Origin of the sequence: Bradyrhizobium guangdongense, from assembly GCF_006483445.1 — a bacterium.
Classification (GTDB): Bacteria; Pseudomonadota; Alphaproteobacteria; order Rhizobiales; family Xanthobacteraceae; genus Bradyrhizobium; species Bradyrhizobium guangdongense_A.
Window position 1 is genome coordinate 16045 of the sequence record NZ_PPPT01000191.1, and the last position, 16786, is coordinate 32830.

A 16786-nucleotide genomic window follows, 5' to 3' on the forward strand; every position below is an offset into this window, starting at 1 on the left:
TCATGCGCGCCGCTCGCGTCAGCCCGCCGCCAGATGGATCACGTTCCACGACGCCGGCTTTAGCGTCAGGCGCAATCGTCCACGGTCCATGTGCGCGCCCTGAAGCGGCGCCGGTTTTACCCGCTCGGGCGCGTCCTTGGTGTTGGTCGCCCCGAGATCGTCGTGGCAGAGCTCGAGCGCTTCGCCAATTGCAAGCCGACCAAAGCTTCGCGCTTCGAGACTCACCTCGATCTCTTGCGTCAGGTCGCGGTTGAGCAGGAAGAGCGACAGGCCACCGTCTTCCCCCGCAACGGCCGCGACCTTCAGATAGGCCACGTTGGGAATCGGAAACATCGGTTGCTGCCCGTCGCGCGGATCGTAATAGGTCGAATCGTAGGTTTCAGACTCGACTTGCGTGCGCAAGACCTTGCCGCGACCGAGGCGGCTCATCTGGGCAAAGGGATAGAAGGTCGTCTGGCGCCACGCCGCCCCGCCCGTCTCGGTCATGATCGGCGCGATGGCGTTGACGAGCTGCGCGAGGCAGGCGGTTCTCACCCGATCGGCGTGATTGAGCAGGGATATGCAGGCGCCGCCGAAGGCAAGCGCATCCTCCATGGTGTAGATTTCCTCCAGGATCGACGGCGCCACCGGCCAGCCCTCCCAAACCCGATTGGCCCGGCCACGCCGCGTCCGGTACCAGACGTTCCACTCGTCGAAACTGAGCATCATGCGCTTGTGCGAGCGCCGCTTCGCGGCGACCGCATCCGCGATGGCGACGACCTCGTCGATGAAGCGGTCCATCAGATCGGGGCTGGCGAGGAAGGACGGCGTGTCCTGCTTGTAGTTGTTGAGATAGGTGTGAAGGGAGATGTATTCGGCGTGATCGAAGGTGTGCTCGATCACCGTGTCCTCCCACTGGCCGAAGGTCGGCATGTTGCGCCCCGACGAACCGCAGGCCGCGAGCTCGATGGACGGATCGATCCAGCGCATCATCTTGGCGGCTTCGCGCGCCAGCGCGCCGTAGGCGTCGGCGCTCTTGTATTCCATCTGCCAGGGGCCATCCATTTCGTTGCCGAGGCACCAGAACTTGACGCCGTGCGGCTTGTCCCAACCGTGCGCGCGGCGCAGGTCCGACCAGGCGGATCCGCCGGGATGGTTGCAATACTCCACGAGGTTGCGCGCGGCATCGCCGTTGCGCGTGCCGAGATTGACCGCGAGCATCGGCTCGACCTCCGCGGCCTTGCACCAGTCCATGAACTCGTTGGTGCCAAAGCTGTTGGGCTCGGTGCTGAACCATGCGAGGTCGAGGCGTGCGGGGCGCTTCTCCACCGGGCCGACGCCATCTTCCCAATTATAGCCGGAGACGAAGTTGCCGCCGGGATAGCGGATGATGGTCGGGCCGAGTTCCTTCACCAGCGCCAACACGTCCTTTCGAAAGCCGTTCTTGTCCGCCGTGGGATGGCCGGGCTCGTAGATGCCGCCGTAGACGCAGCGGCCGAGATGCTCGACGAACGCGCCGAACAGTCGGGGATCGGTCTGGCCGATGGCGAAATCGCGATCCATCAGAACGCTGGCTTTTCTCATGCTCTTCTCTCTGACGCCTTCGGGCTGGTGTGACGGATCAAGCTGATAATGCGGAGTTCGCGACGTCCGGCAATAGTACGGCCTCGCGCAACTGGCGGGAATATGGATGCTGCGGCGCCGTCAGGATCGCCCGCGCGTCGCCGCTTTCCACCACACTCCCCTCCTGCATGATCATGATGCGGTCGGCGACATAGTAGGCGGTGGCGAGATCATGCGTCACATAGATGATGGAGATGCCGAGAGCGTCGCGCAACGTCTTGAACAGATTGACGATGGAGATGCGAAGCGACGCATCGATCATCGACACCGGCTCGTCGGCGACGATCAGCCTCGGACTTGAGAGCAGCGCACGCGCAATCGCAACCCGTTGAAGCTGCCCGCCGGACAGCTCGTGCGGATAGCGATGCCGGATTTCCGTCAGCGAAAGCCCGACCTTGTGCAAGGCATCATCGACGGCCGTCTCGGGTGTGACCGGCGACGCCGCGAAGCGGCGCTGGGTCATGAACAGATAGCGCTCCAGCCGCTTCAGCGGGTTGAACGCTTCGAACGGATTCTGGAAGATCGGCTGCACGTGGTGCATGAAGGCCAGGCGGCGCGCGCCGGTGCGGATGGTTGCGAGATCGACGCCGTCGAACAGCAGCCTGCCGCCGGTCGGCGTCTCGATATTCAGAATCATCCGTGCAAGCGTCGTCTTGCCGCTGCCGGTTTCGCCGATGACAGCCAGAATCTCCGGCCGCCGCGCATCGAGGCGGAAGCTGACGTCCCTGACAGCGGCAACGCGTTGGCCAGACAGCAAGCCTCCGCGAACGAAAGTCTTGCTGACTTCTGAAACATCGAGCAGCACGTCGCTCATGCCCGATCGCTCCCGTTGACCGCAAAGCACGCCACGCGATGCGCCGGCGCGGCCTCGGCCATGGCTGGGACCTCGCGGCGGCAGACCTCCATCGCCAGCGGACAGCGCGGATGAAAGCGGCATCCCGCAGGCGGATCGGCAAGATTGGGAGGCGCGCCCTCCAGTCCCCGTCGGGGCCGATCATCGCCGATTCGGGGCAGGCTCGAAATGAGGTGGCCGGTGTAGGGATGCCGCGGATTGCGAAAAATCTCCGCCGTCGCGCCCTCCTCGATGAGGCGTCCGGCATACATGATGCCGAGGCGGTCGGTCACGTTGGCATGGACGCCCATGTCATGGGTCACGAACAGGACGGATGCGCCGATCTTGCGCTGCAGGCCGGTGATCATGCCGAGCACCTCCTTCTGCACCACGACGTCGAGCGCGGTCGTGGGCTCGTCGGCGATGATGAAATCGGGCCGGCAGATAGTGGCAAGTGCGAGCGTCGTGCGTTGACGCATGCCGCCCGACAACTCGTGCGGATAGGCCGCCAGCACCGAGGGGTCGAGTCTCAGCCGCGCCAGATGCGCGACCACCTGCTGCTCGAACTCTGTGCGGCTTCCCCCGACATGCGGATAGGCAAAATCGTAGAAGGACGCGCGGACGCGGCGCACCGGGTTGAGCACGCTCATCGAGCCCTGCATGACATAAGACAAATGCCGCCAGCGGATCCGTGCCACCTCCGAAGGCGGCGCGCGGTGCAACCCGCCATAGCCGGGCAGGAAGGCAAAATCCACGCTGCCGCCGACGATCTCCAGCGGCGGCCTGACCGCGCCCGCGACCGCCTTCACCAGCGTGGTCTTGCCGGAGGAGGATTCGCCGGCCAGCCCGTAGATCTCGCCGCGGCGTACCGTGAAGCTGACGCCATCGACGGCCCTCACCTCGCGCGCGGCCCCGAAGCGGCTGGTGCGGTAGTACGCCTTGAGGTCGCGGACCGACAGGATCGGTTCGGCGACATCAGACGTCGGCGGTTGCGCGGGCTTATCGGCAGACTTGGCGTGCATCACGATGCACCCCCGACGCTGCGCAGCCGGCTGCGCGGATCGATGTAGTCGTTCATCGACACCGCCAGCAGGAACAGGCCGATGAAGGTCATGATCACGGCAATGGTTGGAAAGGCGATCCACCACCAGACCCCGGCCACCATCGCGGTGTGCTGGTTGGCCCAATAGATCATGCCGCCGATGGTCGGCGTGTTGATGTCGGTGAAGCCGAGCACCGCGAGCGTCACCTCCAGCCCGATCGACCAGACCATGTTGTTCATGGTGGTCGAGAACACGATCGGCAGCACGTAGGGCAGATGCTCCTGCATCAGAATCTCGCGCGTCGTCATGCCGGAGAACAGGCTGGTCTCGGTGAATTCGCGGCTCTTCAGGCTCATGGCGACCGAACGGATCAGCCGCGCATCATAGGCCCAGCCGAGACAGGCCATGATCAGCGCCAGCATCAGCCAGGACATGCGGTCGCGCATCACGAAATAGAACAGCACCAGGAGCGGAAGCAGGGGAATGACGATGAAGGTGTCATTGACCGACATCAGCGCGCGGTCGATCCAGCCGCCGCTGTAGCCAGCGAGGAGCCCGATCGCGAGCGCGAGCAGACGGCTGATCAGGGCGACGGTGCAGCCGAACAGCAGCGTGTTGCGGAGCGCAAAGCTCAATTGCCAAAATACGTCCTGGCCGCGCGACGTCGTGCCGAACCAGTAGGTCGTCGATGGCGGCAGGTCCGGCGGCACCACATAGACGTCCTGCGGCGGATAGGGCGAGAAACTCGCCAGCACCGACAGCAGCAGCACTGCGCCGACGAGCACGGCGCCGATCCGGAATTCGAGGTTGTGACGCAAGAGGTCGCGCAGGATCGCGGCCATCAGCGCACCTTCACCCGGGGATCGAGCAGCGGATACAGCAGGTCGATCGCGAGCACCGCGATCGAGACGCCGAGGATCGAGACGGTGGTGACGCCGAGCACGAGGCCGTAGTCACCGGCATAGACGGCGTCGACCAGCAGAGAGCCCAGGCCGGGATAGCCGAAGACTTTTTCCGTGATCACGGCGCCGTTGAAAATGCCGCCGAGCGAGATGGCGAGGCCCGTCACCTGCGGCACCAGTGCGTTGCGCATCACGTAGGAGGACAGGATACGCCAGCGCTCGACACCCGCGAGCTCGGCATAGACAACGTAGTCCTCGGTCACGACGTTGGACACCAGCGCGCGCATGCCTAAGAACCAGCTTCCGACGCCGATCAGGATCAGGGAGAGCGCAGGCAGGATGGCGTGCTGCAGGACGCTGGTGACGAAGTCGACGCTCAGCGTTTGCGGCAGGTTCATCGCCGAACCGCCCGATATCGGCAGCACCGGCCAGAGGAAGCCAAACACGATCAAGAGCAGCAGCGCCAGGATGTAGTAGGGGATCGGGTGCAGCCCCATGGCGACCACGCCCATCAGCTTCAGCCCGCGGTTGGTGCGGTCGTAGCCGGCAAGGCCGCCGAGCAGCGTGCCGAGCCCCCAGGCGATGAGGGTCGAGACCGAGAGCAGGCCGACGGTCCAGGGCAAGGCACGGACGACGAGGGTGGAGACCGGGGTCGGAAACGCGGACAGCGACGGGCCGAAGTCAGCGCGCAGGATGCGCTTCCAGAACACCCAATACTGCTCGACGCGCGAGCCTGACAGGCCGTAGAGCTCGCGCAGCGACTTACGCATCTCCTCGATCGCGGCCGGCGCCGTGTTGCCATAGGAGGTGACCACCGAGATCGACTGCTCGACCGGATCGATCGGGGTCGCATGGGTGATGACGTAAGCGAGATTGACGCCGATGAAGACGACGAGCGCGAACTGCGCCAGCCGCCGGATCGCATAACCGAGGTAGCCACTCACTGCGTGCTAGCCGGCCGGCTTGAGCTTGACGAACATGTAGCGCGAATTCCCCCAGTTCGGGACCGGATTGGCGTACGGATTCTCCGAGGTCGGAAATCCCGTCCAGTAGGTCTGGTCCATGGCGGTGAAGACGTTATAGGCCATCAGCGGAATGGTCGGCATCTCCTTCACCGTGAGCTTGACGTAGTCCTTGCCGAGCTCGGTCGACCGGGGATCGTCGAAGCCGACGGTGCGAATCTGCTCGATGATCTTGTCGAGCGCGGGGCTCGACCAGCGCTGCCAGTTGCGCGGCGGCTGGGGCTTGCCGGGCTCGACGACGAATTGCGAATGCCAGCTGTCGAGGAAGTAGGACAGGTCCTGGTTGCCGCCCCAGGTTTCGACGCTCCAGCCGATAAAAGTGTCGAAATCGCCGGCGGCGCGCCGCGTCGGCAACGTGCCCTGCGCCACGTCGATCCTCGCATCGATGCCGGCCTGCTTCCATTGCTGCACGATCATGGTGCCGGCCCGCGTCATCACCGGACGCAGGTCGCCCTCGACCATGACGCGGACGGTGAAGGGCTTTCCGTCCGGCGTGGTCCAGGCACCGCCGCGCTTGGCAAAGCCCGCCTTCTCCAGCAGTTCCTGCGCAGCTTGCGGATCGGTCTTCCACCAGCCGAGGCCGAAGGCGCGGGCGACCTCGGTGGGATCGGACGGGATCTGCTCACCCATCGACGGCCGCAGCATGTCGGCGATCTGCTTGCCGACGGTCGGATCGTACGGCTTGATCTTGCGCTTGCCGGTGTCGAGCTCGAACTCCTTGAGCCACGCCTCCATCGGCTGATGATAGGTCGCAGGGTGCGTACCGGTCGGCGGCACGCCGATCGCCGAGATGGTCGCAGCACCCCGATAGGCCGCCATCGAGACAGCCTTGATGTCGATCAGCAGCGCCAGCGCCCAACGCACGTCCGGGTTCTTGAACAGCTCGTTCTGCGTGTTGAAGATGACGGCGGGCAACGTCGGATCGGGATGGCCGTAAGGAAACCCCTTGAACCAGGCCCGTGTCGCCTTGCTCTGCTTGGCGAGCGCGAACATGCCCTCGGGCGCGATGTCGTGGACGACGTCGAGCTCGTGGTTGAGCTGCGCAATCACGCGCTTGTCGGGCGGGCCGGGATCGACATAGGCGAGATATTTGGGTCCGGGCTTGCCGTAGCGGCCGAGCGAGGTGCGCTGCCAGTCGTCACGAAGCTGCCAGATGTACCATTTGCCATCGGGATCGTAGCTCGAGAGCACATAGGCGCCGAGCGACACCGGCTTGTTGAAATCGAACTTTGCGGGATCCTCGACCTTCTCGAAGACGTGCTTGGGCAAGATCCACACCGCGCCCCAGCGCACCGTGAAATTGGCATGGAACCGCGAGTTCGGCTTCTTGAGCTTGAACACGACGGTGTAGGGATCGGGCGCAGTGACGGAGGCGACATTGCTCGCCAGCACCGCGCTGAAGCGCATGCCCGGATTCTTGATCTGGGTCATCACGGTCGCGACGACGTCGTCGGCCGTGAACTCGACGCCATCGCTCCAGAAAATGCCCTTGCGCAGCTTTGCCGTCATCTCGGTGAAGTCGGCATTGTATTGCGGCTTGTCGGCGGCGAGCGAATTGTCCCAGACCCCGTCGAGGCCGCTTTCGGGATCGATGTACCAGAGCGTGTCGAGGGCTGCCTGCTGCAGCCCGTTCGACTGCGAGCCGGCATTGATGGCCCAGATGTTGAACCAGCCGGCGTTCTTGATGGTCCCTTCCGGGTTCTCCAGGATCAGGAGCTCTTTTCGCGGGATATTCTGCGGGATGCCCTGCGCATTGGCGGAAACCGCGAGCAGGACAAGCTGCGACACCAGCACGCACGCGACCAGCAACCATGCACGGATACGGCCCATCGTGACCTCCCTGATCGTGCAGTTGATCTCCACGCTTGCTTTGCGCGGATGGTAGAGGCGGCGGGGCCCGCGAACAACAGAAATCTGAATGATTTCAGAGGGGATGGTTTGCCGGGCTCGGTCTAATCTTGCGGGCGCCTGCCCCTGCCCTCAAAAAGACGTCGAAAACAACCCCGTGCACAGTAGAAATTTCCGGCCCCTCCTCGTAATTCTTTTTTTACGAATTTCGTTTGACCCGTCGGGCAAATCAGGGCTATATTGACATCATCGCCGGCTCCGCGACATCGAAGCGGATTAGCTGCTCGCCGGCGCGTCAGTCGCCCAGCGGCCCCTTGGCGTCCCCGTCGCTCCCCTTCACCAGCTCGTACTTGATCCGCCGCATGCGGGCCTGGGCTTCGAGCGGCTTGCAATAGGCCGTCGAGGCGGCGAGCAAGTCGATCGCCGCGAGAAGGGCGTAGCGCGACGCCGTCGGCTTGAGCGCATCGGGCGCTTCGGGCACGTGCACGCCGAGCGCGATATCGGCGATGGAGGCCAGCCGGCTTTGCGGCCTGGTAATCGCAACGATCAGCGCGCCGTATTGTCTGGCGATCCTGGCTGCCTCGATCACCTCGTTCGCCGCACCCGTGGTCGAGATGGCAATGACGACATCGCCCTCACCAAAGGTCGCGGCGATCATGCGCATCAATCTGGGATCGGAGGTGTGGGAGACGGCGATTCCGAGACGAAAGAAACGGTTCTGAACCTCCATCGCCGCAAGGGTCGAGCCGCCGCCCACGCCGAAAGCGGCAAGCTTCGAACAGCGCGAGATGGCTTCGGCGGCCCGCTCGACGTCCTCCTTGCGCAGCCCCTCCTCGGCGGTGGCAATGGCGCGACGAATTTCCTGGAACACAGACCGCCAGAGCGCGGGGCGCGCCAGATCGGTTCCGACATGCGGGGGCAGCTCGACGTAGATCCGCCCAACCGCCATGGCCTGAGCAAGCCTCACCTTGAGGTCACGGACACCGCGGCAGCCGACCGAGCGGCTGAACCTGGTCACCGTCGGTTCACTGACGCGCGCCCGGCGGGCAAGCTCCGCATTGCTGGCGTGAATGGCAAACTCGACATCGGCCAGCAGCGCCGTGGCAACGCGCTGCTCCGAGGGGCTGAGATCCGGGACGCTCTGCCGGATGAGAGAGACGATGTCGCCGACCACAACAGCGTCACGGCCTGATGGCGTCGAGACTGCCGCCCCGGCGGCTTTCGCCGGATGAATTTGCTTCGCACGCGGCATGCGCGTCCTTCCCGAGGCCATATCAACCTGCGCGTCCGGCATTCATGTAAGAAACATTCAGCATCGGCGGTCCAAAAATTGGCCTATCGGCGATGAATAGCAATTTTTTGCTTGAAATCTAGCATATTGTGTATGTAACTTTCAAACAACGTGCCGCCCGGCCAAAGGCCTGAGGCACATCCCCTGCACGCGAGAGGCAGGCGGTTCAAATAGGTGGGAGGGGCGATCATGAGATACGGTCTCAGTGTCGTGACGCGTGGCGCCGCAGGCATCGCCATCGCGTTGTTTCTGAACGCGCAGGCGAGCGCGGCCACCTTGCTTCGCGAAGCCACCATCGGCGAGCCGCCGCCGCTCGATGTCATGCTGACGACGGCAGACGTCGCGTCGGTGATCGGCCGCCACATCTTCGAAACCCTCTATGCGCTGGATTCGACCTATACGCCGCGCCCGATGCTGGCCGAGAGCGAACGTGAGGCGGACGGCGGCAAGACCATCGTCATCAAGCTGCGCGAGGGCGTTTCCTTCCACAACGGCAAGGAGATGACCGCCAAGGACGTTGTCGCCTCGACGAAGCGATGGGGTGATTTCGGCGCGCGCGGCAAGCTCCTGATGGCGGCGGCCACCTCGGTCGAAGCGACCGGAAAGTATGAGGTCACGCTGAAGCTCTCGGCACCGAACGGGGCCTGGAAGAATCTGATCGCGGACGTCAATGGCGGACTTGCGATCTATCCGGAAGACATCGCCGCCAACGCTGGAAACAAACCGATCGAGCAGAAGGACTATATCGGCACCGGGCCTTACAAGTTCGTGGAGTGGCGGCCGAACCGCTACGTCGAGGTCGAGAAGTTCGACGGCTACAAGCCCGTGAAGGACAAGGCCGACGGCTTCGCCGGCGCCCGCGCCGCCGTCTTCGACAAGATCCGGTTCATTCCGGTGCCTGATGTCGGCACGCGCGTGAGCGGGGTGCAGGCAGGCGACTACGACTATGCGGAGATGATCTCCGGCGATCTCTACGAATCCCTCAGCAAGGATCCATCGGTCCAGGTGCAGCGGACCAACGCGCCGATCTTCGGCCTTTTCTTCATGAACTCGAAGCAGGGAATCCTGAAGGACAACTACAAGCTCCGGCGCGCCATCCAGACCGCACTGGACAAATCGCAGGCCCTGCGCGTCGCCTTCGGCCCAAAGGACCTGTGGAACGCGGAAGGATCAATCTTTCCCAAGGGCACGCCCTGGTACTCGACGGAGGGCGTTTCCAACTACAGTCCGCGCGATCCGAAGAAGGCCAAAGAACTCGCCAAGGAGGCGGATTACTCGGGAACTCCCATCCGCCTGCTCGTCTCGACGAACTATCAGGCGCACTATGACGAAGCCGCCGTCTTCACCCGCCAACTGGCCGACGCCGGGATCAATGTCCAGATGATGGTCGTCGATTGGGCAACCCTTTTGAAGATGCGCGGTCAGCCGGAACAGTGGGACATCTTCGTCACCCACCATTCGTTCTCGCCGGACCCGCTGCTCCTGACGTTCCTGAATGCGAGCTATCCCGGCTGGTGGGACAGCCCCGAGATCGGCGCGCTTCGGGCCGACCTGATCAAATCGACCGATCCGGCCGCACGCAAGTCGACATGGGACAAGATCCAGGCGCTGGTCTACGATCAGGTGCCGGTCATGAAAGTCGGCGACGCCTACACCTACGACATCGCGTCTCCCAAGCTCAAAGGGCTCAACCCGAACGGCCCTGCGTTCTGGAACGTGTCGACGAAGTAAGGACGGGCAATGAGGCCGCAAGGAATGTCGAGCGCCGGCAACGTCACACGTCGTTGCCGCTGATCGGCCGCGCAATCACATGTGGTCTTACGTACTCAAGCGCGCGGGAACGACGGCGGTGACGCTTCTGGCGGCGTCCGTCATCATCTTTGCGTTCATCCATGTCGTGCCAGGTGATCCCATTTACGTTCTGCTCGGCGACACCGCCACGCCGGATCAGATCGACGCGCTGCGGCACCAGTTCGGTCTCGATCGACCGATCATCGTTCAATATCTGACCTGGGTCGGCCATGTGCTCGAGGGCGACCTCGGACGTTCCATCTTCTTCCAGGCGCCGGTGCTGTCGGTGATTGCCGATGGCGCCGAGACCAGCGCTTTGCTCGCCACCATGACGATGATCTGGGTGACAATCATCGGCGTGCCGATCGGCATGATCGCGGCGGTCCGGCACGGCACATGGCTCGACCAGGGCCTGTCAGGTGGGGCGATGCTGATGGCTTCGATACCCACGTTCTGGGTCGGGCTCTATCTGATCCTGATCTTTGCCGCCTGGCTCGGCTGGTTTCCGAGCTCCGGTTATCCCTCGATCTTCGAGGGCGGCGGCGCCGCCAATCTGCGCTACCTCGTCCTCCCCAGCCTGGCGCTCGCGGCGCCGAATGCCGCGCTGATCCTGCGGTTGACACGCGCCAGCATGCTCGACGTCGCCCGCGAGGACTACGTGCGCACGGCGCGCGCAAAGGGAATCCGCCCGTGGCAGGTCGTGCGCCGGCACATCCTGCGCAATGCGCTGCTGGCCGTGGTGTCGGCATTCGGCTTCACCTTCGCAGCGCTGCTCTCCGAAGCGGTGGTGACCGAAACGGTGTTTGCCCTGCCCGGCATCGGCCGCCTCGTCGTCCAGTCGATCCTGCGCCGCGACTACCCGGTGATCCAGGGCGTCATCCTGGTCATCGTCGTCGTGTATCTTCTGGTCAATCTGATCGTCGATCTGAGTTACCGATTGCTCGACCCGCGGGTCGAACTGCAATGAGGCACGACGGCGCGATCCTGTGGCTAAAGCCGTTCGTCGCCCGCCCGATCGCGCTGGCGGGGCTGGGCATCCTTCTGGCAACCGTGCTCGCTGCCGCTTTCGCCCATTGGCTCGCGCCTTACGATCCGTACGCGATCGATCCGATGATCCGCCTGACGCCCCCGAACGCCGCCCATTGGTTCGGGACGGACCAGTTTGGCCGGGATACCCTGTCGCGCGTCATCCAGTCCGCGCGCATGGCGCTTCTGATCGGCTCCGGTGTGGTCGTCTTTGCGCTCGCGACGGGCGTGCCGATCGGGGTCCTTTCGGCTCTGTTCCCTCGACTGGGTCACGTGCTGATGCGCATGGTGGACGTGCTGATGGCCTTCCCGGCGCTGCTGCTCGCACTCGGGCTAATCGTCATTCTCGGCCCGAGCGTGGCCAATGCCATTCTGGCCATCGGGGTCGGCTACATGACGACGACGACGCGGATCGTTTACGGCCTGACGCTGCGCCTGCGCGCGGAGACCTATGTCGAGGCATCCCGCAGCATGGGCGCGGGAACTTTATGGCTCATCGGCAAGCACATCCTGCCGAACCTGGTCTCACCGCTCCTGGTGCAGGCGAGCTTCGTGTTCGCTTTCGCGCAGCTTGGCGCGGCGTCGCTCGACTTCCTCGGCCTCGGCGCGCCGCCGGAGATTCCGAGCTGGGGCAACATGCTGGCGGAATCGCGCACCTTCATCACCCGCGCGCCGTGGCTGCTGTTCTTCCCCGGCATGATGATCGTGGCGACGGCATTTTCGCTCAACCTTGTCGGCGATGCGCTGCGTGATCGGCTCGATCCGCGGTTCCGTCAGGTCTTTGGCGAGAAAGGCTAGGCCGTGCTGTCCGTTCACGACCTTACGGTATCAATAGGGCCCGAGACCGCACCGCTCGACATCGTCGCAGGCGTGTCCTTCGACATTGCCAAGGGCGAGATACTCGGGCTCGTCGGCGAATCCGGCTGCGGCAAGAGCATGACGTCACTTGCGGTCATGGGACTGCTGCCGCAGCCCGGTCCTCGGGTCCGGGCCGGGCGGGTCCTGCTGGAGGGCAGCGACGTGACGCAGTTGCAGCCCTGGCAACGCGTCGAAGCGGGCCATGGCCGCATGGCCATGATCTTTCAGGAGCCGATGACCTCGCTCAACCCGGTGCGCCGGATCGGCGATCAGATCGCCGAAGCCGTAAAAGTGCATGACGGGACTTCGGGTGCCGCCGCGCTTCTCCGCGCGCGCGAACTGCTCGAGCTGGTGCGCATGCCCGACCCCGCAATGCAGTTGTCGGCCTATCCGCATCAATTGTCCGGCGGTCAACGCCAGCGGGTCATGATCGCGATTGCGCTGGCCTGCCGGCCGCAGGTCTTGATCGCCGACGAGCCGACCACCGCGCTCGATGTGACCATTCAGGTGCAGATTCTCGGGCTCTTGCGCGAGCTCTGCAATCGCCTCGATATGGCGATCCTGTTCATCACCCACGACATGGGGGTGATCGCCCAGCTCGCCGACCGGGTGGCTGTCATGTATGCGGGCCGTATCGTGGAAACCGCGCCGGTCGAGGCGCTGTTCGACAGGCCGCGCCACCACTACACACGCGGGCTGATGGATTGCATGCCGTCGCGAAATTCCGGCGCGCGCCGCCTGCCAACCATCTCGGGGCAGCCGCCGGCGCCCGGCACGGTCGGCGCCGGCTGCGTCTTCGCCTCGCGCTGCGCCGGGGTGCGCGAGCCGTGCCGTGTCGCCTCCCCGCCGCGCACCGGTGTCGCGAACGGACACGAGGTGCTCTGCGCGTTTCCGCTGAATGGCGGGGTCGCATCATGAGCGGCGATGCCATCCTCGAAATTCGAGACCTGAAAGTCTCGTTCAGAGTCAGGCGCGCCGGCCGGAAATACCAGGTGCAGGCGGTGGATGGCGCGTCGCTGTCACTCGCCGAGGGTGAGGTGCTCGGGATCGTCGGCGAATCCGGCTGCGGCAAGACCACGGTGGGCCGGTCCATCGTCGGGCTGGTTCAGCCCGACAGCGGCGCCATCAGCTTCAGGGGCGGCGAGATGATCGGCGCCGGCGGTACCAAGCTCCGCGAGATGCGCCTGAACGTGCGGATGGTTTTCCAGGACCCCTATGCATCGCTCAACCCGCGGCGCACGATCGGCGACGCGGTGGCGGAGGCCGGCGACATCAACGGCTTCTTCAAGAGCCGTGCCGAGCGCAGCGCGGCGATATCAGCCACGTTGACGGCCGTCGGCCTCGACCCGTCTTTCGCCGCCCGCTATCCGTACGAACTGAGCGGCGGGCAAAGGCAGCGGGTCGGTATCGCGCGCGCCATTCTTCCGACGCCCTCCATCGTCATCGCCGACGAGCCGGTTTCGGCCCTCGACGTGTCCGTGCAGGCCCAGGTGCTCAACCTGATGATGGACTTGCGCGAGGAGCTCAGACTGTCGATGCTCTTCATCTCGCACGATCTCGGCGTGATCGGACAGATCAGCAGCCGCGTCGCCGTGATGTATATGGGCCGGATCGTCGAGCAGGCCGCAACGCGGGCGGTTCTGGACCAGCCGCTCCATCCCTATACGCGCGCGCTGGTGGCAGCAATTCCGAAGCCGGATCCGACCAAGCGGATCCTGGGCGCGATCGAAACGGGTGAGCCGCCGAGCCTGTTCAAGCGTCCGCCCGGCTGCGCCTACGCGGCCCGTTGTCCGCTAGCCAGCGACCGCTGCCTGGTCGATGTTCCACAATTGCGGCCGGCAGGCACGGACGGGAGAGCAGTTGCCTGCCACAACGTATAGCGCCTGCTGACGACCAGCGCTTGGGGCGCGAAGCCCTTTGGGAACGTTGCACCGCGGCCCAAAGCACGGAATGAGGCCTGCCTGAGCGACTGCGATGTCGGGGAAGGGATGGTGGGCGCACCAGGGCTCCAACCTGGCGGCGAATATTGCGACCACGCACTGGCGGGATCCCGTTACGGGCTATGATTGGTTTTTTCCCCAGAATCGCCAATGGGTCGGATGGATCGGAACAAGTCTCTTGGTCTGACAATCAACCCAACCATCCTCTGAGCGGCGGCAGGGGAAGACGAGGGAATGGACTTCAGCGTTTTCGATAACGCTGAGTTCGAGATCTTCCGCAATGGGAGCGGTTGCGATCGGTTGCCAGTCCATCATTGGATGCTACTCCTCGCAGCGGCAAATCCCGACTACGCGCCATATCTGCTACAGCGATCGAAAAGTCTAGCTGGAGGGGGGCTGACGGCATTGACTGAAATCAATACTGACTGAAGGCGCGCGCCAATCACGAAAGGAGCGGGAACGATCCGGAATTCTCGCGAATCTTCATGCAGCGCAGGCTATGCCCCGCGCGCCAAGATGTCCTGCCGGACCAATTCCGATAGCGAAGAAGCCTGCATTTTCTTCATGACGGCTGCGCGATGTGTCTCCACCGTTCGTTGGTTGATGCGGAGGCGCGCGGCAATTTCCTTGTTCAAATGCCCGGCCACGACGAGGTCCATCACCTCGCGTTCCCGCTTGGTGAGCGCCGCGACTCGCATCGTCATAGCGGCCTGAGCGGCGGAGCGATCGGTTGGATTGGCAGCCTGCCGCAACGCACGGTCGATGGAAGCGAGCAATGTCTTGGGATCGACCGGCTTCTCGATGAAATCAAAGGCGCCAGCGCGCATCGCCTCGACCGCCATGGCGATGTCGCCCTGGCCGGTGATGACGATCGCCGGGAGCTTGCTACCGCGGGCGGAGAGCTGGGCCAGCATCTCCAGTCCGGTCAGGCCAGGCATGCGGACGTCGACGACAAGACAGCCGGTATACTCGGGCCCATAGGAGGCCAGGAATGACAACGCGTCGGCACTGGTCTTCACCTCGTAGCCGGCCTGGGTCAGCATGATCTGCATCGCTTCCCGGATTTCGCGATTGTCGTCGACGACGAAGATCGTCGTGCCGCGAAGCGCCGGAAGATGCTCAGGGGCCTGCGCCGGAACGGAGGTTCTCGCAGGCTGCGGCGAACTGGCAAGAAGCTGCCCGACGAGCCTCAGAAGCTCCCTCGCCTTGACGGGTTTGATGACACCGAAAAGCCCCCTCTCGCGGATCGCGTGTTGTTTGTCGGCCCTGACGTCTCCGCTCAAGATGATGACCGGAACCTGCCACGCAAGAGCGGAGCGCAGGGCGTCGGCAAGATGTATCCCGTCAAATTCCCCCGCCAGATTGTAGTCGGAAACGACGAGGTCGGGTCTTATGCCTTCCTTGCTGAGCAAATCCAACGCGGATCGTCCATTGGTGGCAGCAAACACACGGTGTCCCACCTGCGCAAGCATCGTTTCGAGAGCTTCCCGCACCGTGGGCTCATCCTCGACAATGAGGATGGTGCCGGTCCGTTTAAAACCCTCCTGTTGCAACTCTGCCGGTTGCCGGCCTGGCGTCGATGTCGCGTCGGCGAGCGGCACATCGATGGAAAAGACCGAGCCCTTATTGAGCCGGGAGCGCACTTCGATGCGATGCCCCAGGAGATCCGACAATCGCCGCACGATCGAGAGACCGAGACCGATTCCACCCCGCTGTGTGCCCTCGGCGACCTGAAAATACTCGTCGAAAATCTGCGGAAGCTGGCCCGCGGAAATGCCCATGCCGGTATCCCAGACTTCGATCCGCAGGCTGCTTCCGCGACGCCGGCAACCGAGGAGAACCTTTCCGCCGTCAGTGTACCGGATCGCATTGGAGAGCAGGTTGCGAACGATCTCCTCCAGCAGGCGCCGGTCGCTGCGCACTGTGAGCTTGGAGTGAACGGCCCGCCAGTCCAACCCCTTCTCTCTCGCCTGCTCGGCAAACGCGCCGCTGAGCGAGCGGACAAGATCCTCGACGGGGAAATCGGAAAATTTCGGACGAAACGTCCCGGCCTCGAGCTGATTGATGTCGAGCAGGGCGGCAAGCAGGTTCGCCATGGATTCGAGCGAGGATCCCAGCCGGACCAGCGTAGTCCGGGCCCGCTCATCCTCGACCTGCTGCTCCAGGGCACCGTGCAATAGCTTCAAGGTCTGCAACGGCTGGCGCAGGTCGTGGCTCGCGGCGGCGAGGAAGCGCGACTTCTCGCGATTGGCCTGTTCGGCGGCCTGCTTGGCCTCGGTGAGCTGCTCGGCGGCCTGCTTGAAAGCGGTGATGTCGGTGAACGAGATCAGGATTCGCTTTTCAGTCAGCCCTGCATCGTGGATCTCCTCGGCCGCGACCGCAAGCACGCGCTGCCCGAGCGGCGGCAGATCGAGTGCGATCTCGTAGCTTTCCGCGAGCTGCTTTCCATCCCTCACGCGTTCCAGGAATGCGCGCAGGGCCGGAACATCGAGATGATGAGCGTCGGTCTCGGGGAGCCGGAATCCCAGCGTGTCCTCGGGGCTGGCGCCGAAGAAGCGATAGAAGGACCGGCTGGCCGACACGACGCGAAGCTCCTCGTCGACGACGACCAGCGGCTCGCGGATCGTGTCG

Annotated in this window: 13 protein-coding genes; 5 read left to right on the plus strand and 8 right to left on the minus strand. The window is 64.1% G+C overall.

All coding sequences use genetic code 11. The features are described from left to right. Positions 1–18 precede the first annotated feature (18 nt). The 7 genes from C2U70_RS26205 to C2U70_RS26235 form a co-directional block, all read right to left on the minus strand. The gene (locus tag C2U70_RS26205; RefSeq protein WP_140981520.1) at positions 19–1563 is read right to left on the minus strand and encodes an alpha-N-arabinofuranosidase; all 1545 of its coding nucleotides are present in this window, start codon (positions 1561–1563) and stop codon (positions 19–21) included. A gap of 37 nt (positions 1564–1600) precedes the next feature. Continuing rightward, positions 1601–2416 carry an ABC transporter ATP-binding protein gene (locus tag C2U70_RS26210; protein WP_140981521.1) on the minus strand — a complete coding sequence of 272 codons (816 nt, stop codon included), beginning with the start codon at positions 2414–2416 and terminating at the stop codon, positions 1601–1603. After that, positions 2413–3456 (minus strand): ABC transporter ATP-binding protein, encoded by a 1044-nt coding sequence (locus C2U70_RS26215; protein ID WP_140981522.1) that lies wholly within the window; start codon positions 3454–3456, stop codon positions 2413–2415. The genes C2U70_RS26210 and C2U70_RS26215 overlap by 4 nt, the downstream gene beginning before the upstream one ends. Continuing rightward, a complete protein-coding gene (locus C2U70_RS26220; RefSeq protein ID WP_140981523.1) occupies positions 3456–4319 on the minus strand; it encodes an ABC transporter permease in 864 nt (287 codons plus the stop codon). Before C2U70_RS26220 ends, C2U70_RS26215 begins: the two co-directional genes overlap by 1 nt. Then, the gene (locus tag C2U70_RS26225; RefSeq protein ID WP_140981524.1) at positions 4319–5323 is read right to left on the minus strand and encodes an ABC transporter permease; all 1005 of its coding nucleotides are present in this window, start codon (positions 5321–5323) and stop codon (positions 4319–4321) included. Before C2U70_RS26225 ends, C2U70_RS26220 begins: the two co-directional genes overlap by 1 nt. 6 nt (positions 5324–5329) lie before the next feature. Then, positions 5330–7231: an ABC transporter substrate-binding protein gene (locus tag C2U70_RS26230; RefSeq protein WP_140981525.1), complete on the minus strand. Its 1902-nt coding sequence runs from the start codon at positions 7229–7231 to the stop codon at positions 5330–5332. A 313-nt stretch (positions 7232–7544) separates the two neighbouring features. Then, a complete protein-coding gene (locus C2U70_RS26235) occupies positions 7545–8543 on the minus strand; it encodes a MurR/RpiR family transcriptional regulator (protein WP_246666868.1) in 999 nt (332 codons plus the stop codon). Positions 8544–8729: 186 nt separating this feature from the next. Between C2U70_RS26235 and C2U70_RS26240 the strand changes: the two genes are divergently transcribed. From C2U70_RS26240 to C2U70_RS26260, 5 genes are all read left to right on the plus strand, one after another. Next, positions 8730–10271: an ABC transporter substrate-binding protein gene (locus C2U70_RS26240; RefSeq protein WP_186294481.1), complete on the plus strand. Its 1542-nt coding sequence runs from the start codon at positions 8730–8732 to the stop codon at positions 10269–10271. Between the two features lie 79 nt (positions 10272–10350). After that, positions 10351–11298, plus strand: a complete 948-nt coding sequence (locus tag C2U70_RS26245; protein WP_140981527.1) for an ABC transporter permease — start codon at positions 10351–10353, stop codon at positions 11296–11298. Continuing rightward, the gene (locus tag C2U70_RS26250) at positions 11295–12155 is read left to right on the plus strand and encodes an ABC transporter permease (protein ID WP_140981528.1); all 861 of its coding nucleotides are present in this window, start codon (positions 11295–11297) and stop codon (positions 12153–12155) included. The genes C2U70_RS26245 and C2U70_RS26250 overlap by 4 nt, the downstream gene beginning before the upstream one ends. A gap of 3 nt (positions 12156–12158) precedes the next feature. Next, a complete protein-coding gene (locus C2U70_RS26255) occupies positions 12159–13133 on the plus strand; it encodes an ABC transporter ATP-binding protein (RefSeq protein ID WP_140981529.1) in 975 nt (324 codons plus the stop codon). Further along, positions 13130–14095, plus strand: coding sequence for an ABC transporter ATP-binding protein (locus tag C2U70_RS26260; protein ID WP_140981530.1), 966 nt, complete (start codon positions 13130–13132; stop codon positions 14093–14095). Before C2U70_RS26255 ends, C2U70_RS26260 begins: the two co-directional genes overlap by 4 nt. 557 nt (positions 14096–14652) lie before the next feature. Here C2U70_RS26260 and C2U70_RS26270 read toward each other — a convergent pair. After that, positions 14653–16786: response regulator (locus tag C2U70_RS26270; protein ID WP_140981531.1), on the minus strand; the 2134-nt coding region annotated here is incomplete at its 5' end.